Here is a 25,294-nt window from a genome sequence, read left to right on the forward strand (position 1 = left end):
GGCGGGTCTCCTCAGGCGATCAGCGGTTCGAGCGGCAGGCGGCTGAGTTCCTCGCAGCCGTCTTCCGTGACGATCACGGTGTGGCCCATGCCGACCGCGCGGCGGGAGCCGACGGCGCCGAGCATGGCGTGGGGGAACAGCACCATGCCGGGCTGCATGATCAGCGGGTTGCCGGAATAGATCATCGGCGGCACGTCCATCCAGGTCGGGGCGAAGGTGGCGCCCAGCGAATAGCCGCAGGCGCCGTAGCGGTCGGCACCGAAGCCGGAGGCATCGAGCACGCGGCGGTGCTCGGCATCGATGGCGCCGAGCGGCGCGCCCGGCCGTATGGCGCCGATCATCGCCTCCATGGTCTCGCGCACCACGCGGAACATGGTGGCGTGCTCGTCGGTGAGCCGGCCGAGGATCACGGTGCGCTCGATGCACGCCATATAGCGGCGATGGCTGGCGCCGAACTCGACCAGCACCTGATCGTCGCTCTCCAGCCGGTGCGCGCCGAGCACGCCGCGGCCATAGACCGCGCGCGGGCCGCTGTTCACGATCGGCTGCTCGCTCGGCAGGTCGCCGCCATTGGCCGAGGTGGTGGCGAGGATGGCGCCGGCCATCTCGCCCGACAGCGCGCCGGGCTGCGCCGCAAGCCGCGCGGCTTCCATGGCGAGATCGGCGAGGCGGCCGGCCTCGCGGACATGGGCGAGTTCCAAGGGCGACTTGATGAGACGCTGGTCGCGCACCAGCTCGGAGGCGTCGACCAGCGTGGCGAGGCCGTCAAAGGCGCGCTCCACGGCCCGCCAATTGGCAGCGGTGAGGCCGTAAGTGGCGAATTCGACGCCGAGCTTGCTGCCCTTCAGCCCCTTCTCAATGGCGATGGCGGCGAGGTCGCCGGCCGGATCGGCGTCCTCGGCATTGTACCAGACCCGCACGTCATCGATGGTCGAGGTGTCGCGCGCCTGCGCGACGTCCGGGCGGCGGGTCAGCAGGGTGATCGGCCCGTCCAGCGGCAGCACCGCGCATTGAAAGAACACGTAGCCCGACGTGTCGTAGCCGGTCAGGTAATACAGGCTCTCCTGCGCGAACAGCAGCAGCGCATCCAGCCCGCGCGCGGCCATGCGCCGGCGGGTCTCGATGAGGCGCGCATCATATTCCGCGAGCGGGAAGGTGGCGAGCGGCGGGGCAGGACGGTCGGACATGATGAGGCACCGGAAAAGCGTTTCGGAGGCGGAATGGACGACGTTCAGGTGAGGCGCACCGCGCGCAGGAAATCCTGCGTGCGGGGGTGGACGGGGTTGTCGATGACCTGCTCGGGCGGGCCCTGTTCGACGATCACGCCCTTCTCGAAGAAGCAGACGCGATCGGCCAGCGCGCGGGCGACGCCCATCTGGTGGGTGACGATCAGCATGGTGAGGTCGCGCTCCACCGAGAGCGCGCGCATCACCTCCAGCACCTCGCCGACCAGCTCGGGATCGAGGGCGCTCGTCACCTCGTCGAACAGCATGACTTTCGGCTCCATCGCCATGGCGCGGGCGATGGCGACGCGCTGCTGCTGGCCGCCGGAGAGCCGGGCGGGGTAGCTCGACAGCTTGTCGCCGAGCCCGACCTTGCGCAGCAGCACCTCCGCCAGTGCCTCGGCCTCGGCCTTCGATTTGCCGAGCACATGGCGCGGGGCGCTGGCGACGTTCTCCAGCGCCGTCATGTGCGGGAACAGGTTGAAGTGCTGGAACACCATGCCGACCTTGGCCCGCATGTGATGGAGATGAGCCTGCGTCACCGGCTCGACGTCCTGGCCGTCGCGCACGTACCACAGCGCCTCGCCGTCGATCATCACCATGCCGTCCTCGACGCGCTCCAGCGTCATCAGCACGCGCAGCAGCGTGGACTTGCCCGAGCCCGACGGGCCGATCAGCACCACCTTCTCGCCGCGCGCGGCCTCGAAGTCGAAGCGGTCGAGCACCACGGTCGCGCCGAAGCGCTTGGTGACGTTCTCGAATTTGACCATGGGCATCATGCGCGGGTCTCCTGCGGCCTCAGCCGCCGGTCGATGAGATTGATGAGCGGCGCGGCGGCCAGGCTCAGCACGAGATAGATCAGCGCCGCCGCCGTCACCGGCTCGGTGTACTGGAAGCGCTCCGACCCGATCTCGTTGGCGACGAACATCAGCTCGGTCACGGTCACGGCCGCGAGGATCGGCGTGTCCTTGAGCATCGAGATCGCGATATTGCCGAGCGAGGGCACGATGGGCGGCAGCGCCTGCGGCAGCACGATGTGGCGATAGGTGGCGAGGCGCCCGTAATTCAGGCTCACCGCCGCCTCCCACTGGCCCTTCGGCACCGCCTCCAGCCCGGCGCGATAGGCCTCCGCCGCATAGGCCCCGTAATGGCAGCCAAGCGCGATCACCCCGGTGAGGAAGGGCGAGAGGCTGATCCCGAACTCCGGCAGCACGAAGAACAGGAAATAGACCTGCACCAGCAGCGGCGTCGCGCGCAGGAACTCCATGACGAGGCGCGCGGCGATCCGTATCCAGCGGCGGTGCGCGCGCATGAAGCTCACCATCACCAGCCCGACCACAAGCGAGATGGCGAAGCCGCAGAACGTCGCCTCAAGGGTGACCACGGTGGCGCGCAGCAATTGCGGCAGGATTTCCCACAGCAGTTCGAACGAGAACTCCATGGCCTACCTCCCCGCGCCGTCGACACCGCGCGACAGGGCGCGCTCGATGCGCCGCGCGCCGCCGCTGATGAACAGGGCGATGAGGAAATAGATCACCAGCACCGTGCTCAGCACGGCGGTGGTGTTGAGGTGCACGAGGATGATGTTCTTGGCCTGGAAGGTGAGGTCCGCCAGCGTGATCAGCGAGACCAGCGACGAGCCTTTCAGTATTTCGATGACGAGGCTGCCGAACAGCGGGGCCATGATGCGGGCGGCCTGCGGCAGCAGGATGATGCGGAAGGTCTGCGCCGGGGAGTAGTTGAGCGCGATGGCGGCCTCGCGCTGGCCGCGCGGCACGGCGCGCAGCGCCCCGCGCACGATTTCCGAGCCATAGGCGCCGTTGCACAGGCCGATGGCGAGCGCGCCGCAGGCCAGCGCCGGCAGTTCGACGCCGAAGGAGGGCAGCACGAAGAACAGCCAGAACATCTGTGCCAGCAGCGAGGTGCCGCGAAACAGCTCGATATAGATGATGGCCGGTACCCGCAGCAGCGCAGAGCGGGCATCGCGCGCGAGCCCCGAGGCGAAGGCCATGAAGATCGCCAGCACCGCGGACAGCGCGGTGATGAGGAGCGTGATGCGCACGCCCTCGATCAGCAAGTGTCGGTATTCCCAGACGATCTGCATGGGGTCTCCAGCGGCGGGGCGACCGCGGGCGCCGGGCCGGGCGCCCGCGGTCCTTCAACCCTGCCCGCCTCGGGAGCGCGGCGGGCAGGGGGCGTGTGCGGTAGGCGTGTACAAGGGGCGGTCGATCAGCCCTTGCAGAGCTCGGCGGTGGTCAGCCCGACCGGGATATCGGCCTTGGAGAAGCCGAAGGGCTCGATCATCTTGAGGTAGTCCGGCGAGTTCAGGATCGAGAGCATCGCCTCGTTGAACGCCTTGAGGAATTCGGCGTCGTCGGTGCGCACCGCGAAGGAACCGACGCCGAGCACCTGCTTGCCGTTGACCACCGGCTGGGTGAACGGATCGGCGCGCTCGATCGCCGGGTCATTCGCCGCCTTCATAAGCTCCTGCGCGGAGAGCGAGGGGTAGATGAAGGCGTCGATGCGGCCGGCCTTCAGCGCGGCGATCAGCGCCGGGCCGTCGGGCAGGGCGACCGCCTGCTCCTTGGGCATGCCGGAGGCGTAGGCGTGCTCGATCATGGCGCCGGCGCCGGTGGTGTAGCCGAGCTTCAGCTTGGAATCCTTGGCAAAATCGCCGAGGGCGGACAGCTTCTTCGGGTTGCCCGCCGGCACGATGATGGCGTCGCCAACCGCGAAAATCGGCTCGGCGAAGGCCACCTGCTTGCAGCGGTCCGGGCGGATGTAGAGGCCGGCCGCGATGATGTCGAAGCGCTTGGCCTTGAGACCGGGGATCAGCGAGCCGAACGGGGTGAGCACGCCGTCGAATTCCTTCACGCCCATCTTTTCCAGCGTGGCGCGCAGCAGCACGATATCGGAGCCCACCAGCTCGCCATTGGCATTGGCGGAGCTGAAGGGCGCCTCATTGGCGAAGCCGACGCGAATGATCTCGCCGGACTTGATCTTCTCCATGAGGGACTGTGCCGCGGCCATGCCGGACATCAGGCTGAGGGCGAGGCCGGCGATCGCCGCCTTGCCGAAGAGGCTTCTGAACGTGGTCATGTCATCTCCGGTTCGACTCTGGCCGCCCGAGGGTGGCTTGGTTTATTTTGATCGAAAAAGTGCAAATCAGCGCGACCGCACCCGGTGCGGAGCCATCGCGTGGCGTCGAGGCGGCAACGGGCAGGTCGATGGGAGAAATGCAAATGCCAGGCCAATACAATCGGTATACCAAATAAAAACCAGCGGCACGCGAAATGCATGCCAAATGCCTTGCCCGACGCGGCGTCCCGGCCTAACGCCTTTCCCGGCGTCAGCGCCGGTGATCTCAGGAGGGCGTGCCTGCGTCGCGGGCACAGTGCCGAACGAATGCGCAGATACCGCCGCTTGCCGGAGAAAAAGATGACCATCGTCCTTGTCGTCCACGACACGCCCCTGCCCGCGCTTGACGGGATGGTCGCCGGCGAGCTCGCCGCCGAGCGCGGTGCCCGCTTCACCACGCTGGTGACCGGCGGCGGCGGCCATGCCCGGTTCGATTGCCACATCCATGTGCTGGCCCATGGCGAGTTGGCGCCGAACGGCGTGTTCTGGGCGGAGCGCGCCAGCGATGCGCCGGTCGCCGCGCCGGTGGATCGCGGCGCGGTGGTGCGGCTCGACGATGCGTGCGTGGTGGTGCCGATCAATCCGCATCTTCCCATCCAGGCCGAGGCGGGCCGGCGCATCGCCGCCACCGCCCTGGCCGCCGGCCGCACGGTCGAGACGCTGACGGTCGTCGAGAAGGACGGCGTTTTCGAGGTGCGGGGCGAGGGCAGCGACGCGGTGCTCGGCGCCTGGCAGCTCGACGCATTCGGCCGGCCGTTCCGTCTCGGCGTGGCGCCCGCGCCGGCCTCCGGGCGGGTGCTCACCATCGTGGTGGTCGGCGACGAGGCGCTGATGCGCGAGGTCTATCCCGCCAATATCGCCGCGCTGGGCGATGCCGCCGAGACGCTCGGCCTCAATCTCGCGCTGCGCTTCGTCGACCCGCGCGACGAGCCCGCGCCGGTGTGGGAGCGTGCACTCGCCGACGCCGACGGCCTGCTGCTGCCCGGCGGCTCCGACATGGAGCAGGTGCGCGGCCAGACAGAGGCGGCGCGGCTCGCGATCCGCCGCGACCTGCCGACGGTGGGCCTGTGCCTGGGCATGCAGACCATGGCGACGGCGGTGGCGCAGGAAATCTGCGGCTTCAACGACGCCAACCTCGCGGAGGCCGACCCTTCCGCCCAGACCAAGACCTTCGTGCGCCTGCACGACATCCATGGCCGGCCCATGCACCGGCTCGGCATCGAGCCCTGCCGCATCGAGCCGGGCACGCGGCTGGCGGCGCTGGTCGACGGCGCGGCAACGCTCGACGTGCACTATAATCACCGCTTCGTGCTGGAGCCCGAACTCCAGAGGCGGCTCTCCGAAACCGGTCTCAGCGTGGCGGGCTGGCAGGCCGAGCGCGATCTCGCCGACGCCATCGAGGTTCCGGGGCTGCGCTTCTTCATCGGCATGCAGGGGCACCCGGAGCTTGCCAGCCGGCGCGGCCGGCCGCATCCGCTGATCGCGGGCTTCCTGAAGGCCGCCGCCGGCGCCTGAACTCTCCGCTTCCTCTCGAAGGCTGATCGCCATGCCCCGTTGCCTCATCGTGCAACCCATCCATCCCGCCGGGCTTGAGCTGCTGGCGCAGGCCGGCATTGAGCCGGTGAACGCGCCGGCCTTTGATGCCGACACCATCATCCGCGCTATGGCCGGCATGGAGGCGGTGATCACCCGCGACGCCGGCCTGCGCGCCCCGGCCATGGCGGCCGCGCCCGGGCTCAGGGTGATCGGCGTGCACGGCGTCGGCACCGACCCGGTGGATATCGACGAGGCGAGCCGGCGCGGGGTCTGCGTGGTCAATACGCCGGGCACCAATGTGCGCGCGGTGGCCGAGCAGACGCTCGCCCTGACGCTGGCGCTCGCCAAGGGCGTGCCGGGGGCGGACGCGGCGGTCCGGCGTGGCGATTTCGGCTTCAAATACCGCGCGCCGCTGCGCGAGCTCCATGGCGCGACCTTCGGCGTGGTCGGCTTCGGCAATATCGGCCGCGCCACGGCGGAGCTGGCGCGCGCCTTCGGCATGCGCGTGGTCGGCTTCTCGCGCAGCCAGCCGGATTCGGCCTTCCTCGAATCCGGTGTCGAGCGGATGGACAGTCTCGATGCGCTGCTCGCCATCGCCGACGTGGTCTCGCTGCACCTGCCCGGCACGCCTTCGACGCGCGGGGTGATCGGCGCGCGCGAGCTGGGGCTGATGAAGCCGGGCGCCTTCCTCGTCAACACCTCGCGCGGCGCGCTGATCGACGAGGAAGCGCTGGCGCAGGCGCTGGCCGCCCGCCGCATCGGCGGCGCCGGGCTCGACGTGTTCGTGCGCGAGCCGCTCGACCCGGCCTCGCCGCTCGCCGGCCTCGACAATGTGGTGCTCAGCCCGCATGTCGCCGGCTCGGCGGTCGAGGCGCTGGAGCGTACCGCCCTTCTGGTGGCGCAGCAGGTGGCGGACGTGCTCGCCGGCCGCCGGCCGCCTCATCTCGTCAATCCTGAAGTGTGGCCGCTCGGCCAGGGGACTCTCGCGTGACATCCGACATCGCCACCGACCGCGCCTTTGCCGAACGCCTGTTCGACGAACTGGCGGAACACACCACGGACGCGCCGGGCATCACCCGCGCGGCCTTTGGCGACGGCGAGCAGTTCGCCCATGAGGTGATGAAGCGCGAGGCGGCGACGCTCGGCCTGTCGCAGCGCATCGATCCGGCCGGCAATCTCTATCTCACCTATGAAGGGCGCGATCCCGCTTTGCCGGGCTGGGTGGTGGGCTCCCATCTCGATTCCGTGCCACATGGCGGCAATTTCGACGGCGCCGCCGGGGTGATCGCCGGCATGGCGGCGGTGCGGGCGCTGGTTCAGGCTGGCATCCGTCCGCGCCGCTCGATCACGGTGATGGCGATCCGCGCCGAGGAGAGCAACTGGTTCCCGCTGTCCTATCTCGGCAGCCGCGCCGCGCTCGGCCTGCTGCCGGAGAAAAGCCTCGACACGCCGCGCTCCGACACGGGGCTGGCGCTGCGCGAGCACATGGCGCGGCTCGGGCTTGATCCTTCCCAAGTCGGAACCGGCAAGGTGCATCTCGACCCGAAGACCGTGCACGGCTTCATCGAGCTGCATATCGAACAGGGGCCGGTGCTCGGCGCCGAAGATGTGCCGATCGGGCTGGTCACCGGCATTTCCGGGAGCTTCCGCTATCGCAAGGGACGCATTCTCGGCGAATGGGGCCATTCCGGCGCGGTGCCGCGCGGCCATCGCCACGACGCGGTGTTCGCGCTCGCCGATCTTATCACCGCGCTGGATGGGTTCTGGGCCGAGTTGCTGGCTGAAGGAGAAAGCGCGACCATCACCTTCGGCGAGGTGGCGACGCCGCCCGATCTGCATGGTTTCAGCAAGGTGCCAGGCGAGGTCGGCTTCTGCCTCGACGTGCGCAGCCTGTCGCCGGCCTGCCTTGAGCGCATCCATGACCGGCTGATGGAAATCGTCGCCGGTATCGAGGCCACGCGGGGCGTACGGTTCGATCTCGGCGAGCGTTCCGGCTCGATGCCGGCGCGGCTGGACGAGAGCCTGCGCGCGCAGTTCGCGGCGGTGGCGCAGGCGCAAGGCGTCGGCTTCGTCGAGATGGCGAGCGGAGCGGGCCACGACACCGCGACCTTCGCCAATGCCGGCGTGCCCGCGGCGCTGGTGTTTCTGCGCAACCAGAACGGCAGCCACAATCCCGACGAGGCGATGCGGATCGAGGATTTCGTCGTCGCCGCCGATGTCATCGCGCAGCTTCTGGCGCGCGACGACAATCGCTGAGCGTCAGTCCAGCGCTTCGCCAAAGGGCAGCAGCTTGAGGCCGGCGGCGGAGAGCCGGTCGCGGATGGTGCGCGCCATCTCCACCGCGCCATGGGTGTCGCCGTGGACGCACACGGTTTCCGGCCGCACCTTGAGGCGGCCGCCGCTGGCGGTGACGATCTCGCCATCCTCCACCATGCGCAGCACCCGCGTCGCGGCGGCGTCCGCGTCGTGGATCACCGCGCCGGGCAGCTTGCGCGAGACCAGATTGCCGTTGTCGGCATAGGCGCGGTCGGCATAGACCTCGCGCACCACGCGCAGGCCGGCGGCGAGGCCGGCGCGCTCCATCTCCAGCCCCGGCATGACGATGAAGATCAGGTCGCGGTCCACCGCGCGGATGGCGCGGGCCACGGCGTCGGCGAGCTCGGGGTCCTCATTGGCGATATTGCCGAGCGAGCCGTGGGTCTTCACATGCTGGAGCTTCTGCCCGTCGGCATAGGCGAGGGCCTGCAGCGCGCCGATCTGGTAGATGATGTGCTTCTCCATATCGGCCGGGCGCTCCCCCATGATCGGGCGGCGGCCGAAGCCCCACAGATCGAGGAAGCTGGGATGGGCGCCGACGCCGACCCCGTTCTTCTTCGCGGCCGCCAGTGTCGCGGCCATCACCAGCGGATCGCCGGCATGAAAGCCGCAGGCGATGTTGGCGGAGGTGACGATCTCCAGCATCGCCGGATCGTCGCCGAGCGTGTAGACGCCGAAGCCCTCGCCCATGTCGCAATTGATGTCGATGCTGGTCATGTCCGCCCCGTCTCGCTGAAGGGATCCTGCGCGGCGCAGGTGACGCCGCTGATGAGGTTGAGGCCAAGCAGCCGGTCGCTGGTGAGCGCGGCCGCGCCGAATACCACCGGCTCCATGCCGGCGATGATCTCTTTGAGGCTCGCCGCTGCCGCCTGCGCGATGCGGACGGCCTCCGCCAGGTCCACCGCCTCGAAGCGGATCTCGTCGCCGGGCCGCGCCTGGGCGAGGAGCCGCAGGTCCGGGCCGATCACGGTCGCGATCTTCGGGTAGCCACCCGTGGTCTGGCGGTCGGCGAGCAGGATGATCGGCCTTCCATGGCCGGGTATCTGGATCGAGCCGTTGGCGATGCCGTCGGAGACGATGTTGAAGCCCGAGGCATGCTCGACCTCGGGGCCTTCAAGCTGGCAGCCCATGCGGTCGGCACGGTTGGAGAGGCGATAGGTCGAGGTCAGGAAGGTCTCGATGCCCTTCGCCGTAAACGCGTCCGCCTGCGGGCCGAGCACCACGCGCAGCCGGGTGTCCGCGGCCGGGAGCCGGCTGGCATCGAGCCGCAGTGGCGGGCCGGAGGGCGCGCCCTTGAGCGGCAGGATGGTCCCGGCACCGAGCGGGCCGCCATCGAGCCCGCCGATGCGCGAGCGGGTATGGGTCGAGACGCTGCCCAGCACCGGGGCGACATCGAAGCCGCCCGCGACCGCGAGATAGCCGCGCATGCCGCTTGCCGCGCGGCCGACCGTCACCGTGTCGCCGCGCGCGAGGTCGTGCGCCTGATGGGGCTGCGCCGGCCGGCCGTTGATCGCGACCGGCATCGCCGCGCCGGCCAGCGCGATGCGGCAATTGGGGGCGGCGACGGTGAAGGTGATGCCGGACAGCGTCATTTCCACCACCGCGGCGTCGCCGGGATTGCGGACCAGCGCGTTTGCAAGGCGCATGCTGACGCTGTCCATCGCGCCGGAATTGGAGATGCCGAAGCGCTGATAGCCGAAGCGGCCGGCATCCTGAAGCGTGGAGAACAGCCCGCCATCGGTCAGCGCCAGATGATTCTCGCTCATGGCCGGGGCTCCGTCTCGGCGGCGAGCCTTTCCGCCACGATCTCCCCGTGCTCCGCCGCGGCGAGCATGTCGTCATACTCGCTCAGGCTGACGGGCCGGAAGCGCAGCGTGTCGCCGGGGGCGAACAGGAACGGCTCGGCGCGCGCGGGATCGTAGGAGCGCACCGGGGTCTGGCCCAGCAGATGCCAGCCGCTCGGCACTTCCAGCGGCGGGGAGACCGCCGCCTGCCGCCCGCCGATAGACACGCTGCGCGGGGGCGTCTTCGGGCGCGGATCGGTGCGGCGGCTGGTGTGGATCGCCTCGGGCAGGCCGCCCAGATAGGCAAATCCCGGCGCGAATCCGATCATGTAGACCCGGTACAGCGCGCCGCTATGGATCGCGATCAGCTCTTCGGTGGACAGGCCGTGAAGCTTGGCCACCGCCTCCAGATCGACGCCATGCTCGCCGCCATAGCGCACCGGCACGCGCCAGTGCGTGCCGCCGGCCGCATCGTCTTCGCCATGATCGAGCGCGAGGATATGGCGGGCCAGCGCGTCACGCCCGATCGCCAGCGGGTCGAACAGCACCAGCAGCGAGCGATAGGTCGGGACGGTCTCGCGCACGCCTTGGACCGGGTGCTCGGAAAGGGCCCGATCCAGCGCGACCACCCGCCGGTTCACCTTTTCGTCGACATCGCTGCCGAACTCGACGACCAGCCCGCCATCTCCGGCGTCGAGCAGGCGAGGGGGTGGGGCGGGGGGCGTGTTCATGGGCGGCTTGACGGAGTTTCCAGCGAGGGAGGGCGAGGCGAGCAAGGCGATGGTGGGATTTTTATCGATATAATTCAACAGGTTATTTCAAATTGCCTCGCAGCGCTTCGCGGCATGATCGGCCAGCCGGCGCGATCCGCAAAGACCAAATCGCAGGCATGGGTGCTTAAAAAATCCACTTGCATTCCATCGGTATACCATAAAAATTCCAGTCATCGATCCCGCGCCCATCGGCCAGTTCGGCCGGCTCTGGCGGCGGGTCGCGATTCACTGGCAGAGGCGTGTGCAGATGACGTTCGACGAGGCCGCCCAGATCGTTCTTCCCGCCGGCCACGGCAAGGCGCTGCGCCTCAAGGCCGGCTGGAGCGTGCGGCTCACCAACCCCTACGGCACGCAGGCGCTCGACTTCTGGGCGTTCAACGCGCACGACCTGTCCGAATTCCTGTCCATGGACAATCTGCGCTCGTTCAACTCGGTCGCCTATGTGAACAAGGGCACCGCGCTGGTGACCACCGAGCGCCGCCCGATCGTCTGCATTGCCGAGGACACCTCAGCCGGCAATCACGACACGCTGCTGTGCGCCTGCAACCCGGCGATCTACCGCCAGCTCGGCGTGACCGCCTTTCACCGCTCCTGCGCCACCAACATGCATGAGGCGCTCGGCGAGATCGGCATCAGCTATCCCTTCACTCCCGCGCCGCTGAACCTGTTCATGAGCGTGGAGGTGCGCCCCGACGGCACGCTTGACCGTATCCTGCCGCGCTCCAAGCCCGGCTCCTATATCGAGCTGAAGGCCGAGTTCGACGCGGTGCTGGTGTTCTCCAACTGCCCGCAGGACATCACCACCATCAACGGGCCGGACCGCACGCCGCGCGACTGCATCCTCGACATTCTTCCCCCTCAGGGAGTGGCGTGATGGCGGACGAGGCACCCGAGCCGCTGCTGCGCATCCGTGAGATGCGCAAGAGTTTTGGCGCGCATGAGGTGCTCAAGGGCATCTCGCTCGACGTCCATGCCGGCGAGGTGGTGTCGGTGATCGGCGCCTCGGGCTCGGGCAAGAGCACCTTCCTGCGCTGCATCAATGTGATGGAAATGCCCAATTCGGGCTTCCTCGACTTCGAGAATTTTCATTTCGACTTTGCGGAAGGCGCGCGCGGCCGGCCGAGCGAGGCGCAGCTGCGCGCGCTGCGCGCCCGCATCGGCATGGTGTTTCAGAGCTACAATCTGTGGCCGCACATGACGGTGCTGGAGAATGTGATCGAGGCGCCGATGCGCGTGCTCGGTCGGCCCCGTGCCGAGGCGGTGGCGACCGCGGAATCGCTGCTGGAGCGCATCGGCCTTGCCGACAAGCGCGGCGCCTATCCGAGCCGGCTCTCCGGCGGCCAGCAGCAGCGCGTGGCCATTGCCCGCGCGCTCGCCATGAAGCCGCGCCTCATGCTGTTCGACGAGGTGACCAGCGCGCTCGACCCGGAACTGGTCGGCGAGGTGCTGGCGCTGATGGCCTCGCTGGCGCAGGAGGGCATGACCATGCTGCTGGTGACCCATGAGATCGGCTTCGCCCGCGAGGTCTCGACCCGCACCGTGTTCTTCGACCAGGGCCTAATCGCCGAGGACGGGCCGCCGCGCGAGGTGCTGCGCCGGCCCAAGAGCGAGCGGCTCCAGCAGTTCCTCAAGCGCGTGCTGCACGAGCATGTGGCGGACGAAGTGGTGGGAGGCGCGCGGCCATGACCTTTTCCGAATGGCTCGACTTCTTCCTGCCCTATGTGCCGGGCTTCCTGCACGCCTCCTGGCTGGTGCTGGTGATCACCGTGCTGGTGATCTTGGTGAGCTGGGTGTGCGGGCTCTTGGTGGCGCTGGGCAAGGCCTCCTCGATCGGCATCGTCCGGCAGGCCAGCGTCTTCTACATCTGGTTCATTCGCGGCACGCCGGCGCTGATCCAGATCTTCATCGTCTATTTCGGCCTGCCGCAGCTCGGGCTCGGCCTGTCGCCCTTCGTGGCCGGCGTGCTGGCGCTCGGCATCAATAGCGGGGCCTATGTCGCGGAAATCATCCGCTCCGGGCTCTCCGCCATTCCCAAGGGGCAGGTGGAATCCTCGCTGGCGCTCGGCATGAGCCGCGTCGAGACGCTGCGGCGCATCGTGCTGCCGCAGGTGGTGCGCATCATCCTGCCGTCGGTGACCAACGAGGCGATCTCGACGCTGAAGAACACCTCGCTGCTCTCCACCATCACCGTGGTCGAGCTGACGCTCTACGCCCAGACCATCATCGCCACCACCTTCCGGCCCTTCGAGTTCTATGCCGCCACGGCGGTGATCTATCTGATCATGACCACGATGCTCTCTCAGGTCGCGGCCGTGCTGGAGCGCCACAATGCCCGCTATGTCTGATCCTCGCGCCAGAGGAGCGCGCGCCTTATGAGTGTCCTGCCCATCGATTCGCTGGAAACCCCGCGCTTCTGCGGCGTGCCCACCTTCATGCGCCTGCCGCAGGCGACCACGCTCGACGGGCTGGACGCCGCCATTCTCGGCATCCCCTCCGACACCGGCGCCCCGTTCCGAAACGGCGCGCGCTTCGCACCGAACGCGGTGCGCGCCATGTCGATCATGCTGCGCCCGATCAATCCCTATCGCGGCGGCATCAACGTGTTCGAGGCGCTGCGCGTCGCCGATGCCGGGGACTGCTCGGTGGTGCCGGGCTATCTGGAGGAGACCTACCAGCGCATCGAGGCCTCGGTGCGCACGCTGGTCGAGGCCGGCGTCACGCCGTTCGGCATTGGCGGCGATCATTCGGTGACGCTCGCCGAAATCCGCGCGGTGGCCGCCACCCACGGCCCGGTGGCGCTGATCCAGTTCGATTCGCATTCCGACACCTGGGACAAGTATTTTGCCGGCAAAAAATATAGTGCCGGCACGCCGTTCCGCCGTGGTGTGGAAGAGAACATCATCGACCCGTCGCATTCGATCCAGATCGGGCTGCGCGGTTCGCTGTTCTCGCCCACCGATGTCAGCCAGTCGCTTGATCTCGGCTACGACGTGGTGACCACTGACGAGATGTTCGCGATGGGCATGGCCGCGCTCGCCGAGCGGATTACCGCGCGCACGGCCGGCCGCCCGGCCTTCCTGACTTTCGACCTTGATTTCGTCGACCCCGCCGCCGCCCCGGCGGTGGAGACCCCGGAAGCCGGCGGGCCGAATGCGCGCGAGACGCTCGACCTGCTGCGCCGCCTCAAGGGCATCAATCTCGTGGGCGCCGACGTGGTGGAGCTGGCGCCCGCCTATGACGGGCCGGGCCAGATTTCCGCCCTGCTCGCCGCCACCGTGATGGCCGAAATCCTGGCGCTTCACGCCGAAAGCCGGTCCGCCTTCCAGCCTTGAGAGCCTTCCAGCCTTAACGAAAAAAGTGCCGCCGCCTTCCAGTTCAACGCGAGATTTCACAGGGGAATATCATGCGTCTTCCGTTTCTCAGCCTGATCGCCGCGGCCGCGCTCGGCGCGCTGGCCGCCCAGCCCGCCACGGCGCAGGAGCTGGAACTGATCCAGCCCGGCAAGCTGCTCATCGCCACCGAGGGCACCTACCCGCCCTTCTCCATGCGCGCGCCGGACGGCTCGCTGGCCGGTCTGGAAATCGGCGTCGGCAAGGAGATCGCCAAGCGGCTGAACCTCGAATACACGCCGATCATCATCAAGTGGGAATCGCTGCTCGTCGGCCTTGAGGCCGGCCAGTACGACTTCGCTTCCGACGCCATGGACATCACCGAGGCCCGCCAGAAGCAGGTGACCTTCGCCGATGGCTGGCTGGAATCGGGCGGCCGCGTCGTGACCAAGAAGGGCTCGGACATCAAGAAGTCCGCCGACATCAAGGGCCGCACCGTCGGCGTGCTGGTCGCCTCGACCTGGCAGAAGCTCGCCGAGGAGCGCGGCGCGACGGTGAAGTCCTACAAGGCCGAATCCGACGCGCTGCAGGATCTGGTGAACGGCAACATCGATGCGGTGATCACCGATTCGATCGCCGCCGCCTACGCGATCCAGGAATCCAAGCTGCCGCTGACCATGACCGAAGATTATGTGAGCCATGTCCAGAAGGGCTTCCCCTTCAAGAAGGGCAAGCCGAACCTGGTCAAGGCGGTGAACAAGGCGCTGGCCGACATGATCGCCGACGGCACCTATGCCAAGCTCACCACCCCGATCGTGGGCTATTCGCCCGCGCCGAAGGACCCGATCCGCACCCAGTTCTGATACGCGCGGGCTTCACGCCCGCCGGCACGCCGGACGACACATCCGGCGTGCCGCGCGCGTTTCCGGCTTCCCGAACAGCGCCCACCCGGCGCGGCGAGAGACGAGATGAAGGACAGGCAAGAGGACGCGGAGGATCTGCTCGACTCCGCCCCGAGGGCGCTAAGCCAGATGGCCTATGACCGCCTGCTCGACCAGCTCATCAAGCGCGAGATTCCGGTCGGCTCGGTGTTGCAGGAGCGCCGGCTGGCCGAACAGCTGGAGATTTCACGCACCCCGGTGCGCGAGGCGCTGAACCGGCTGGAAAGCGAGGGCTTCGTCACCCGCAAGCCCGGGCGCGTGCTGGTGGTCAAGGAATTCTCCACCCGCGAGCTGATCGAGACGCTGCATGTGCGCCAGATCATGGAGAGCGAGGCAATTTCGCTGGCGACGCCCCGCGTGCCGGAGGAGGAGCTGGACGCGGTGGAGGCGCAGATCAATGAACTGCTCGCCGCCCCCGCCCCCAGCGCCGAGGACGACTGGCAGGTCGACAGCCGCCTGCACCGCATGATCGCCAACCATAGCGGCAATGCCGTGCTGGCCGGCATGATCGAGGGGCTGCGGGTGAAGACCTACACCTTCAATCTCGACCGCGTGCCCGAGCGCTTCGAGATCGGCCATCGCGAGCATCTCGTGATGATCGATGCCCTGCGCCGCCGCAACCGCGACGCCGCCCGTGCCGCGATCCAGCAGCACATCGAGAACGTCAAACACAGCATCATCCTGAAGCTCAGCAGCATTTGAGGACGCGAATGTCTCAGAACAAAATCGATGAAACCACGCGCGGCGTGTACATCATCTCGCCGACCCCGTTCACGGAGGATGGGCAGGTCGACCTCGCCAGCACCGATACGCTGCTCGACTTCTACGACCAGAAGGGCGTGACCGGCATCACCATCCTTGGCGTGCTCGGCGAGGCCGGCAAGCTGACGCCGGAGGAATCCAGCCTGTTCCTCGACCATGTGATGAAGCGGGTCGACGGCACCAAGCCGATCGTGGTCGGCGCCACCAATCCCGGCACCGACAATCTGGTGCGCTTCGCCAACCGCGCCATGGAGAAGGGCGCCGCCGGCCTGATGATCGCACCGCTGCCGGGGCTGAAGACCGACGATCAGGTCTATGCCTATTGGGAGGCGGTGCTCTCGCGCCTCGGGCCGGACATTCCGGTGTGCTACCAGGACTACCCGCAGACCACGCAGGTCGTGACCTCGGTCTCGGTGCTGAACCGGTTGATCGACGACTTCCCGAATTTCGTCATGCTCAAGCATGAGGAGGGCTCGGGCCTCTCCAAGATCACCAAGCTGCGCGAGCGCTCGGACGCCGGCAAGGGCCGACGCGTGTCGATCCTGGTCGGCAATGGCGGGCTCTATCTGCCGCAGGAGCTGCGCCGCGGCGTCGACGGCGCCATGACCGGCTTCGCCTATCCCGAAATGCTGGTCGAGGTGGTGAACAAGTTCCACGCCGGCGAGGTCGAGGCGGCCGAAGACCTGTTCGATATCTACCTGCCGATCCTGCGCCATGAGCAGCAGCTGGGCTTCGGCCTCGCAGTGCGCAAGGAAATCCTGCGCCGTCGCGGTGCGATCGCCTGTTCCGCCACCCGTCATCCCGGTCCTAAGATGACCGCGCGCGACCATCAGGAGCTCGACGAGCTGATGGCGCGCCTCGCGATCAAGCTGGGGAAGTGACCGATGGATCTTGGATTGAAGGGCCGCACCGCGCTGGTGCTGGGCTCCAGCCGCGGGCTGGGCGAGGCGATCGCGCGCACGCTGGCGGCGGAAGGCGCGCGGGTCATCATCTGCGGGCGTAACGCCGCGCGCGTCGCCGAGGTGGCGGGCGAGATCCGCGCGAGCGGCGGCGATGCCGGCGAGATGGTGGTCGACCTCGCCGACCGCGCCGGCCTGCTGGCGGCGCTGGAGGGCTTTGCCGAACCGGTCGACATCCTGATCAACAATGGCGGCGGCCCCCCGCCCGGCCCGGTGGCGCAGGCCACCGCCGAGCAGTGGAGCAAATCCTTCGAGGCCATGGTCGGCTCGCTGTTCGAGATCACGACGCGGCTGTTGCCGGGCATGCGCGCGCGCGGGTTCGGGCGGGTGATCAACCTCGTCTCCTCCGGCGTGGCGCAGCCGATCCCCAATCTCGGCCTGTCGAACGCGCTGCGCGCCTCCATCGTCGGCTGGGCGAAGACGCTGGCGGCGGAAGTCGCGGCGGAGGGCGTGACGGTGAACTGCGTGCTGCCCGGCCGCATCCACACCACGCGCACCGACGAACTCGACGCCGCCGCCGCCAAGCGCACGGGGGCCAGCGTCGAGGACGTGGCGAAGGCCTCGCGCGCCTCGATCCCGATGGGCCGCTACGGCGACCCGCAGGAGTTTGCCGATGTGGTGACCTTCCTTGCCAGCACGCGGGCGAGCTACGTCACCGGCTCGCAGATCCGCGTCGATGGCGGGATGATCCGGGGGCTTTGAGGCGCCCTGCGACCCGGCGGGCGCGATCCCGCCGGGCTTTTGCCGATGCGGTGGGCGGTGGCCGCCCCGGCCTTTAAGCAGCGCGACCGCGGCGGGCATGCCGCGGCGTCGTTTTGACGCGAGCGCCGCCACGCGTTCCGCAGGCCAACAGCGGGCGCAGCACCGCGCGGCCGCTTAACAAATGCGCGGCCGGCGGGCTAACATTACCCGGCTTGCCTTCGTCGATTCCCGCCTGTGCCGCTGGGCGCCGTTCCTGCACGACCCCGCTCGCGGAGGCTGCGGTATCCGCGCTGGTTGACACAGGTGTACCGACCGGGAATATCCGATGGTCGGGCCTGCGACTTACACGCGGGCATCGGATCAATGTTTGATATCTTATTCGACAGAAGAGTTTTATTGCCTGGCGCCGCTTATAATCGCCCCTGAATATTGAAGGATGTCCGATGACCGAGAATGTGCCGAAGGTCTCCGTCGTGTGTGCCTGGTACAACCGGGCTGATTATATCCGGGCCACCGTCGACAGCATCCTTGCCCAGGATTTCGACAGCTTCGAAATGATCGTCGTGAATGACGGGAGCCCCGACCCGCGGGTGCGCGAGATATTCGACAGCTATTCCGATCCGCGGCTGAAGGTGATCCATCACGACAATCGCGGCTTCACCCAGACGATCCGGCGCGCCATCATTGAGAGCCGGGGTGAGTTCATCGCCATTCAGGGCGCGGGTGACGTCTCGCTGCCGCAGCGTCTGCGCATGCAGGTGGCGGCCATCGAGCAGGATCCACGGTTCATCGGCAGCGGCACCTCACGCGAGAATCTCAGCATCGGCGGTCGCAATGACGGGCTGCGCCGGGTCTTCGAGGTGCCTTATGACGTGATCCGCACCAGCGAACTCATGCAGCGGCCGGCCTCGCCGATCAACCACGGCGACCTCATGTTCCGGCGCTCGGTCTATGACAAGGTCGGTGGCTACCGTCTGTTCTTCCACTATGCGCAGGACCTCGACCTCCTGCTGCGCATGAGCCGCCATGGCGACTTCAAGATGTGTCGCGACGTGCTGTACCAACGGTTGGTGTTCGCCGAGGACGGTATCGCCTCCCGCGTCGACCGCACGCTCGCCCAGCTCAATTACACGGAAATGGCGCGCTGCTGTAAGTTGGAGGCCGATCGCTGGGGCCGCGATACGGTCGACATTTTCGGGGCGGCGGCGGGCCTGTTCGCCCCTCGCAGCTCCTATATCGCGGGGGCCAAGGCGAAGACCGCGCTCAAATATCTGCGCATGAGCCGCTTCGAGGACGGGGCGTATCTCGCTGATATCGCCCTGCGCGAGAAGGCCATTCCGCTCACGCTGGCGGTCGGTCTGCTGTTCTGGCTGTGCCGTTTCGGTGCGTTCCGGACGCTGCTGCGCCGTGCACTGGCTCTCATGCCGATGAAGGATCATCGCGAGTTCCACCCGCTCTTCCCCGATCGTTAGCCGGATATACAAGCCGGCCCGGGGCGCGGGAAACCGCGAGGTCCCACCTCGGCGTTTAGGCCTGTCCGTCCAGCAGCGCGCCGAGGCCGGACTCCCTCAGATGCGTCGAGAACAGCATCGGTGTCGGATCGACCTCCATATTGTCCTTCCATGATGGCAGGTCCGGGAGGCTGTCGAACAGGCGTGCGTCGTTTCGCACGACGGCATTGATTGCATATTTCTCGGAAATCGAAACGTTCATCGGCTGCTCGTTGATCAGGATGCGCGAGCCAAGGCAGGCATATTCCAGCAGCTTCGTCGGGGTCTGTCGGTTGTGCGGGTATTTGTTCGGGAAATAGGCCAGGCAGACATCGCTCTGCTTGATGTACGAAAAGACCTGCTCCTGCGGCACCCGCCCGGTGAACTTTATGCGGTCGTTGCCGGCGAACTCCTTGTCGATATCATCCTCGACCGCCCCGATCATGATGATGGTCTTGTTTGAGGTCTGGTCGAGGAAGCGCTGGATGATCTTCTCCACGCCGCGTTCCTTGTTGATCACGCCGATATAGCAGTAATCATATACCGAATCGACGGCGAGGTTACGGAAGTTCAGGATCGAGTCCTTGGCGGCGATATCGATGAAGAACGTCTTGACGCCATCGTTGAATTTCATAACGGAGTCGATCTCCGGCTTCGAGACCCGGAAGTGGGGTTTCGGCACCAGATTTTTCTTCAGAAAATCTTTGATCTTTGCACCTCGGCCGACCGACAGCGAACGATAATCGTGAATGATGACCTTGGCGGGCATCTTCTTGTAGTAAAATCCCATGTTCATCCAGACGATGGCGTCTCGAATGCCCTCATAGGCCCGCGCCTTCTCGAACGTCATGTCGTGAAATCGGAACCTGCCCTGATAGGACTCTTGTATGGCTCTATTCATCGGCAGAATGGCGCGGCCTTCATTGACGAATATGAAATCTTTCATAACATTCTCTTGTATTATCTAATGTCGGAAATATCGCAATTCAGCTGTCGTAAATTCTGCAACGTCCCGCCCGGAATCGCCAGTCATTTCCCGGCGGCGGCGGCGAGCAGGTGGCCTTCCAGGCGGTCCAGCATCGCGGCCTCCGAGAAGTTCTCGCAGACATGCTGCCGGGCGGCCTCTCCCATGGCGGGCCAGCGCGGCCGGTCGGCCAGCATGCGGGCGAGGCCGGCGGCGAAGGACTCCGGGGTCGGCTGATCGATCAGCCAGCCGGTCTTCCCGTCCACCACGGTCTCCCGCGGCCCGCCCAGCCCGTGCGCGAGCACCGGCTTGCCCATCGCCATGCCTTCCAGAACCGAAATGCCGAAGGGCTCGGGATCGAGCCGGGTGTTCAGAACGACGTCGCAGAGCCGGCAATAGGGCCGCACATCCTCGCGAGGTCCCAGGAAGAGGATGCGGTCCTCAAGCCCAAGCTCCGCGATGCGCCGGCGCAGCGAGGCAGGAAAATCGCCCTCCAACGGGCCGCCGAGCACCAGCACCGTGATCGGTTCGGGAAGGCGCGACAGTGCCTCGACGAGCACGCCATGGCCCTTCTCGGGTATCAGCCGCGCAAACAGTCCGAGCACGATCGCGTCCCCGGCAAGGCCGAGCTCGGCGCGGCTCAGCGTCTCGCCGGCATCGGGCGCGAAATAATCGGGGTCGACCCCCAGATGCACGACCGGCCGCTCGAACGTGCCTTCGCCGAGCGTGCCGGCGGTGTAGTGCGAGTTCGGCAGCGGCGTGAGATTGCAGCGGCGGAACAGGAAACGGTAGATGCGCCGGTTGAGGTCGAGCGGGTAATTGCCGCTCACGGTGTTCGGCATCATCCAGAAGGCGCGCGCCCCGGAAAGCCGCGCGACCAGCGCCGCCATGACGGTTTCCGCCGGGGTCTGCAGGATGATGAGCCGGGTCTTGCGCGCGCGCACCACCGAGAGCAGCCATCGCGACAGCTTCAGCTGCAGGGTCGCGCGCTTCAGCATCGACATCGCCTTGCCGAGCCCGCCTCCCTTCAGGTTTTCGATGGCGACCGCGAGCGGCGGGGAGAAGGTGGCGATTCCCGGCGCGAGATCCTTCCAGAGATCGGCCTTGTCCGCCATCAGCACCGCGATCTCGACCGTCCAGCCGCGTGCCGCCAGGCCACGGATCAGCGCTTGCCAGACCCGGCGCATGCCGTAGCCTTCCGTGCCGACGATGAGCAGAAGCACCGAAGGCTTGTCGGAACGGGCGCCGGCGAGCGGCGCCGCTGCCGCGTCCTCGTTCGTTTGAAAATCCATCATGCAAACCGTGACTGAAAACAGGGCTCGGGCGAGCCGGAACGATCAAAAAAATCTCGAACGAAAATTCATGCCGACCGCTCGCCGCCGAAAGGCGTAATGCAGCGGGATGACGGTCAGCGGGCCGACGGGCGTGGCGATCGCTGTCGGGTCGCGCTTATCACACTCCTGTCAGGCCGATGGGAGAAGGGTTGGTCGCGGGGATGGTAGCCGATCTATCCGGGGCGACAAACGTCTTCTTGGCCGTCGCGGGGCGGTCTCGGCGGCGAATCGGCGCAGGGCGGCACCAGGGCTCGCGACGATGGCGGCGGCTGCTTGTCTCAGGCGCCGATCGGGGGATGATGGCGAGCCTCCGGGAATGGCGGGACACCTTGCGGGTTGGTACAGAACAGGGCAGCTTTCTATTTTGGAATTTCATGCGTCCGGCGATTCATGAGCGGCGTGTTGACGTTAGGTTCGTGAAAATGTGCCGATGAGGTTCGGTCGTCTTCTGATTTGTGCTGATTTCGATCTCTGTTTTTCGATGAAACGCTGGAATTGATGTTGAATAGTTTTGAGAGTTCATCGGCAGATTTGCCGGAATCGCAACTCCGGCACCGGTCCGCAGGCGCGCATCCCTCGCCAGCGGGATCGCGTGTCCCGGCTTCGCGTTCATTTTTCGTGGGGGAGCCCTCAAGCACGCCGGCTGCCTCGCGGACGCAGGCGACCGCGCGATGCTGACCCAGCGCCTCCGCCGGATGATGTCCGGCACCACGGGCCGCATTTTCCATGGCATGGCGCGGCTGGCGCTCGGCGGCGCGGCCGCCCGCGTGGTCAGCCTGTGTACCGTGCCGATCCTGGCGCGGCTCTACACGCCCGCCGATTACGGGCTGGTCGCGGTCTATACCGCGCTGGTGCAGATGCTGCTGCCGGTCGTGGCGCTGCGCTACCCCATGGCGATCCCGCTGCCGCGGCGGGATGAGATGGCGCTCGCCCTGTTCACCCTGTCGTGCCTGCTGACGCTCGGCATCGGCGCGCTCGTCGGCGTGGCGTTGTTCTTCCTCGGCCCGTGGCTGCTCGACCTGTTCTCCGCCGAGGCACTGGCGCCATGGTGGTTCCTGCTGCCGATCGGCCTTTTGATGGCGGGTTTCTCGGAAATCCTCAATTCCTGGGCGACGCGGCGGCGGGCCTATCAACTGATGGCGGTCAACTCCGTCGCCGCCGTTCTGGTCGGCGATGGGCTCAAGCTCGGCCTCGGTTTCCTCGGCGTGCGGCCGCTGGGGCTGCTGTTCGGGCAGATGGCCAACCAGAGCGGCGGCATCCTGCGTTTCACGCAGGTGTTCCTCAAGGATTTCCGCCGGATTCCCAAGGTCGTGACGAGGAGCCGACTGCTCTTCATCGCCTCGTTCTACAAGGACTATCCGATCTACCGGCTGCCGTCGCAGATCATCCTGGTCTTCACGATGCAGGCGCCGCTGCTGTACACCGCCAAGTTCTATGGCATCGCCGTGTCCGGCCAGCTCGGCCTTGCCTTGACCATGCTGGCGCTGCCTGTCGCCATCATCGGCCAGTCCATCGGCCGCGCCTATTATGCCGAACTCGCGCAGCTCGGCCGCAACCGGCCCGAGCAGATCTTCTCGGTAACCGTGAAGATCCAGCTGCTGCTGTTCGCGGCCGGCATCGTGCCGACGCTGGCGCTGATGTTCCTGGGGCCGCTGATGTTCCGCATCGCGTTCGGCCCGCAATGGGAACTGGCCGGGCATTATGCGTCGCTGCTGTCGATCTACATCCTGCTCCAGTTCACATCGGCGCCGCTGATGCAGCTCCTGAACATCTACAACAGGCAGCGCGCCTTTCTCGTGATGAATGTCCTGCGGGCCATCGCGTTCGTCGCGCTGTGCCTGGCCGTCACCCATTTCGAACTTTCCGCCGAGAATTATGTGAGGATATACAGCCTGCAAATGGTGGTGTTCTACGCGGCGGCGAGCATCTACATCCTCTATGTCGCCTACCAGCTCAAGAACAGCCGCTCGGCGATCTCCGCGCGCTGAGCGCCGCGGCGGCTAAGGCGCGTTTCGGGCGCGCCGTCAGCTATAGGAGCCGACCTTCCGCAGCTCGATCGTCGCGGCCGCTTCCGGCTGCGACACGGGCGCTCCGGTGCGGTTGCACCAGGTCACGGTCACGATGCCCGGCGCGCTGACCTCGGCCGTCATCTGCAGGCCATTGAGCGCGGCCCGGTAGCGGACAGTGACCTCATCGCCGAAGGCGGCGCCGGCGAGGTCCGCAGTGAAGGCCCAGCGCTCCGTGTCGGCGAGCGAGAATTCCGGGATCGCGCCGGACCAGACCGAGAGCTGGCCTTCATTGCCGGACACCAGCGGCTCGGTCCGCTCGGCCCTGACGATCCGGGCGCCGGTCTGCCGGAACCGGTTGCCGGTGACGGTGGTGTCGGTGCTGCCGTCGAGGTCGATGCCGGTATCGCAATTGAGGATGCGGTTGCCCTCGATGCTCCCGCCGGACATCTCCGAATATTCGATGCCCTTGGAGAAGCCGTCGACGGTGTTGCCCTCGTAGTCGCCTGGCTCTCCGCGGTTGCACAATATGCCGATTGAGCCTGGGATTTTGTCCATGTTCTCAAGGTAATTATCGGTGACGGTCACGCGGCAGGGCGAGGCGACATGGATGCCGATCCTGAGCGGGGCGCGGAAGATGTTGCCGCTCAGGATGAAGCGCTCCCCGCCGCCGATCAGCAGGAAGCCGGTTTGCATCGTGGCGGTGGTGTCGGCGGCGACGAAGCTGTTGTTGGTCGCCTTGGCGATCAGACTGTACCAGCGGCGCGCGCGGTGTCCCTGTACGCAGATTCCGGTGCGGGCGGTCGAACCGGGGAGCAGATAGACGTTGTTGTCGGAGATCGTGGTGCCGACCTGACTGCCATACAGCATGAACGGGCCCCGCTGCGGCCGCCACGAGCCGCCCTGCGTGTCCGCTTCGGTCCGCGACCAGATCACGGTGTTGTTGGTGACCTGGGAGGCGCGCCCGAGGATGATCGCGAAGGCCCACCAGGTGGCGTCGGCCACCACATTGCCGGAAGCGACGAAGCCGGTGCAGCCTTCATTGACGATGCCGCGGCGGAACCGCCCCCACACCACGTTTCCGGTGATGGTGATCATGGCGTCGCTGTGCGGGGAGGGCGTCTTTGCATATTTCGGGAGCGATTCGGCGTGGATGCCGACCCGGCCGTCTTGGCCTTCCAAGAGATTGACGATGTTGCCGACGATGGTCGCCTGCGCGCCCCAGGTCACGATGCCGTCGCCGCGATCCTCCTTGCCGGCACCCAGGCAGTCCTTGCAGCGGTTGCCGATGATGCGGGTGCTGTAGAACTCGCCGTTGGAGCGCACGGCGATGGCGTTCTGGAAATACTCGATGAAGTTTCCCTCGATCAGCACCTCGTTCGCCTGGATCTCGATGCCGTAGCTGCGGCCTCCCTCGGCGCTCTGGAGCTTGTCGGGGTTGGTCATCCGCAAGCCGCAGATCTCGGTGCCGTCGGCGGTGATGCGGATGGCGGCCTTTCGCTCTATGCCGGCGACGAAGCGCAGCAGGCCGGAGCCCTCCAGCCGCAGCCGCTTGCCGATCACGAGACCATCGGTGAGGTCGATGGTCCAATCGGCGGGATTGTGGATAGAGCTGCCGGCGGGCACCTTGTCCAGCATGGCCTGATAGGAGGCGGCGTCGGTGGCGTTCCACGCGCGCGGGTCGTGCTTCCCGCCCGCGGGCAGCACATAGAGCTTCAGGCCGCCGGCGGTGGTGACATGGTGGTCCTGCGCGGAAGGGTCGGCCACCGCCCATGACAATTGCTCGCGGCGCGCGAACACGACATCGCCCGGTGCCAATGCCGTGTCCGTGCCCTCGAACAGCTCGCGGGCGCTGGCGATCTGGGTGGCCGTCAGGCTTTGCAGAACCTTCTGCACGTCGTCGGTCGTCGCTCCGGTTTCGTCCGGCGGCGTCCCGGGGCCGGCAGTGGGGCCGCCCGCCGGGCCGTCGACGGCGGCGAGCAGGCTGTCGCGGAGCCTGTCGATCTCGGGGCCGTGCGAGGCGGGGGGGAGCAGGGC

Annotated in this window: 24 protein-coding genes; 13 read left to right on the top strand and 11 right to left on the bottom strand. The window is 67.1% G+C overall.

What is annotated here, in order from left to right; genetic code table 11:
- Positions 1-11: 11 nt before the first annotated feature.
- The 5 genes from VRZ77_RS10705 to ehuB all read right to left on the bottom strand — a co-directional run bounded on the left by VRZ77_RS10705 (position 12) and on the right by ehuB (position 4,322).
- Complete coding sequence (locus VRZ77_RS10705; RefSeq protein WP_414592638.1) at positions 12-1,187, bottom strand: M24 family metallopeptidase; 1,176 nt, start codon at positions 1,185-1,187, stop codon at positions 12-14.
- 44 nt (positions 1,188-1,231) lie between these two features.
- Positions 1,232-2,002, bottom strand: a complete 771-nt coding sequence (gene ehuA, locus VRZ77_RS10710; protein ID WP_414592639.1) for an ectoine/hydroxyectoine ABC transporter ATP-binding protein EhuA — start codon at positions 2,000-2,002, stop codon at positions 1,232-1,234.
- Positions 1,999-2,664, bottom strand: a complete 666-nt coding sequence (ehuD, locus tag VRZ77_RS10715) for an ectoine/hydroxyectoine ABC transporter permease subunit EhuD (protein WP_414592640.1) — start codon at positions 2,662-2,664, stop codon at positions 1,999-2,001. Before ehuD ends, ehuA begins: the two co-directional genes overlap by 4 nt.
- A 3-nt stretch (positions 2,665-2,667) precedes the next feature.
- A complete protein-coding gene (ehuC, locus tag VRZ77_RS10720) occupies positions 2,668-3,327 on the bottom strand; it encodes an ectoine/hydroxyectoine ABC transporter permease subunit EhuC (RefSeq protein WP_414592641.1) in 660 nt (219 codons plus the stop codon).
- A 125-nt stretch (positions 3,328-3,452) separates the two neighbouring features.
- Complete coding sequence (gene ehuB / locus VRZ77_RS10725; RefSeq protein WP_414592642.1) at positions 3,453-4,322, bottom strand: ectoine/hydroxyectoine ABC transporter substrate-binding protein EhuB; 870 nt, start codon at positions 4,320-4,322, stop codon at positions 3,453-3,455.
- A gap of 339 nt (positions 4,323-4,661) precedes the next feature.
- Between ehuB and VRZ77_RS10730 the strand changes: the two genes are divergently transcribed.
- The 3 genes from VRZ77_RS10730 to VRZ77_RS10740 are packed head-to-tail and all read left to right on the top strand — an operon-like array spanning position 4,662 to position 8,153.
- Positions 4,662-5,876 (top strand): glutamine amidotransferase-related protein, encoded by a 1,215-nt coding sequence (locus VRZ77_RS10730; protein ID WP_414592643.1) that lies wholly within the window; start codon positions 4,662-4,664, stop codon positions 5,874-5,876.
- A gap of 31 nt (positions 5,877-5,907) precedes the next feature.
- The gene (locus VRZ77_RS10735; protein ID WP_414592644.1) at positions 5,908-6,888 is read left to right on the top strand and encodes a hydroxyacid dehydrogenase; all 981 of its coding nucleotides are present in this window, start codon (positions 5,908-5,910) and stop codon (positions 6,886-6,888) included.
- Positions 6,885-8,153, top strand: coding sequence for a Zn-dependent hydrolase (locus VRZ77_RS10740; RefSeq protein ID WP_414592645.1), 1,269 nt, complete (start codon positions 6,885-6,887; stop codon positions 8,151-8,153). Before VRZ77_RS10735 ends, VRZ77_RS10740 begins: the two co-directional genes overlap by 4 nt.
- A 3-nt stretch (positions 8,154-8,156) precedes the next feature.
- On the opposite strand, the gene VRZ77_RS10745 is transcribed toward VRZ77_RS10740, so the two are convergent.
- Genes VRZ77_RS10745 through pxpB form a run of 3 tightly spaced genes read right to left on the bottom strand, consistent with a single transcriptional unit; the run spans position 8,157 to position 10,728 of the window.
- A complete protein-coding gene (locus VRZ77_RS10745) occupies positions 8,157-8,930 on the bottom strand; it encodes a LamB/YcsF family protein (RefSeq protein WP_414592646.1) in 774 nt (257 codons plus the stop codon).
- Positions 8,927-9,979, bottom strand: a complete 1,053-nt coding sequence (locus VRZ77_RS10750) for a biotin-dependent carboxyltransferase family protein (protein WP_414592647.1) — start codon at positions 9,977-9,979, stop codon at positions 8,927-8,929. Before VRZ77_RS10750 ends, VRZ77_RS10745 begins: the two co-directional genes overlap by 4 nt.
- Positions 9,976-10,728 (bottom strand): 5-oxoprolinase subunit PxpB, encoded by a 753-nt coding sequence (gene pxpB, locus VRZ77_RS10755; protein ID WP_414592648.1) that lies wholly within the window; start codon positions 10,726-10,728, stop codon positions 9,976-9,978. Before pxpB ends, VRZ77_RS10750 begins: the two co-directional genes overlap by 4 nt.
- A 289-nt stretch (positions 10,729-11,017) precedes the next feature.
- On the opposite strand from pxpB, the gene VRZ77_RS10760 reads away from it, so the two are divergent.
- The 9 genes from VRZ77_RS10760 (at position 11,018) to VRZ77_RS10800 (ending at position 18,935) form a co-directional block, all read left to right on the top strand.
- Positions 11,018-11,644 (top strand): DUF1989 domain-containing protein, encoded by a 627-nt coding sequence (locus tag VRZ77_RS10760; protein ID WP_414592649.1) that lies wholly within the window; start codon positions 11,018-11,020, stop codon positions 11,642-11,644.
- Positions 11,644-12,456: an amino acid ABC transporter ATP-binding protein gene (locus tag VRZ77_RS10765; protein WP_414592650.1), complete on the top strand. Its 813-nt coding sequence runs from the start codon at positions 11,644-11,646 to the stop codon at positions 12,454-12,456. Before VRZ77_RS10760 ends, VRZ77_RS10765 begins: the two co-directional genes overlap by 1 nt.
- Complete coding sequence (locus VRZ77_RS10770; RefSeq protein ID WP_414592651.1) at positions 12,453-13,115, top strand: amino acid ABC transporter permease; 663 nt, start codon at positions 12,453-12,455, stop codon at positions 13,113-13,115. Before VRZ77_RS10765 ends, VRZ77_RS10770 begins: the two co-directional genes overlap by 4 nt.
- Before the next feature lie 27 nt (positions 13,116-13,142).
- Positions 13,143-14,102 (top strand): agmatinase, encoded by a 960-nt coding sequence (locus VRZ77_RS10775; protein ID WP_414592652.1) that lies wholly within the window; start codon positions 13,143-13,145, stop codon positions 14,100-14,102.
- Positions 14,103-14,173: 71 nt separating this feature from the next.
- Positions 14,174-14,962, top strand: a complete 789-nt coding sequence (locus VRZ77_RS10780; protein WP_414592653.1) for a transporter substrate-binding domain-containing protein — start codon at positions 14,174-14,176, stop codon at positions 14,960-14,962.
- Between the two features lie 105 nt (positions 14,963-15,067).
- The gene (locus tag VRZ77_RS10785) at positions 15,068-15,742 is read left to right on the top strand and encodes a GntR family transcriptional regulator (protein WP_414592654.1); all 675 of its coding nucleotides are present in this window, start codon (positions 15,068-15,070) and stop codon (positions 15,740-15,742) included.
- Positions 15,743-15,750: 8 nt separating this feature from the next.
- On the top strand, positions 15,751-16,683 hold the full coding sequence (locus tag VRZ77_RS10790) for a dihydrodipicolinate synthase family protein (RefSeq protein WP_414592655.1): 933 nt from the start codon (positions 15,751-15,753) through the stop codon (positions 16,681-16,683).
- 3 nt (positions 16,684-16,686) lie between these two features.
- Positions 16,687-17,463, top strand: coding sequence for an SDR family oxidoreductase (locus VRZ77_RS10795; protein WP_414592656.1), 777 nt, complete (start codon positions 16,687-16,689; stop codon positions 17,461-17,463).
- A gap of 443 nt (positions 17,464-17,906) precedes the next feature.
- The gene (locus VRZ77_RS10800; protein ID WP_414592657.1) at positions 17,907-18,935 is read left to right on the top strand and encodes a glycosyltransferase family 2 protein; all 1,029 of its coding nucleotides are present in this window, start codon (positions 17,907-17,909) and stop codon (positions 18,933-18,935) included.
- A 55-nt stretch (positions 18,936-18,990) separates the two neighbouring features.
- On the opposite strand, the gene VRZ77_RS10805 is transcribed toward VRZ77_RS10800, so the two are convergent.
- Together VRZ77_RS10805 and VRZ77_RS10810 are read right to left on the bottom strand one after the other, a co-directional pair.
- Positions 18,991-19,899 (bottom strand): hypothetical protein, encoded by a 909-nt coding sequence (locus tag VRZ77_RS10805; RefSeq protein ID WP_414592658.1) that lies wholly within the window; start codon positions 19,897-19,899, stop codon positions 18,991-18,993.
- An 83-nt stretch (positions 19,900-19,982) separates the two neighbouring features.
- The gene (locus VRZ77_RS10810) at positions 19,983-21,209 is read right to left on the bottom strand and encodes a glycosyltransferase family 4 protein (protein WP_414592659.1); all 1,227 of its coding nucleotides are present in this window, start codon (positions 21,207-21,209) and stop codon (positions 19,983-19,985) included.
- A gap of 713 nt (positions 21,210-21,922) precedes the next feature.
- Between VRZ77_RS10810 and VRZ77_RS10815 the strand changes: the two genes are divergently transcribed.
- Positions 21,923-23,239 carry a lipopolysaccharide biosynthesis protein gene (locus VRZ77_RS10815; RefSeq protein WP_414592660.1) on the top strand — a complete coding sequence of 439 codons (1,317 nt, stop codon included), beginning with the start codon at positions 21,923-21,925 and terminating at the stop codon, positions 23,237-23,239.
- A 36-nt stretch (positions 23,240-23,275) separates the two neighbouring features.
- On the opposite strand, the gene VRZ77_RS10820 is transcribed toward VRZ77_RS10815, so the two are convergent.
- A partial coding sequence (locus VRZ77_RS10820) for a NosD domain-containing protein (RefSeq protein ID WP_414592661.1) occupies positions 23,276-25,294 on the bottom strand: 2,019 nt, incomplete at its 5' end.

The sequence above is a fragment of the Ancylobacter sp. G4_0304 genome (assembly GCF_047501495.1).
Lineage (GTDB): Bacteria > Pseudomonadota > Alphaproteobacteria > Rhizobiales > Xanthobacteraceae > Ancylobacter.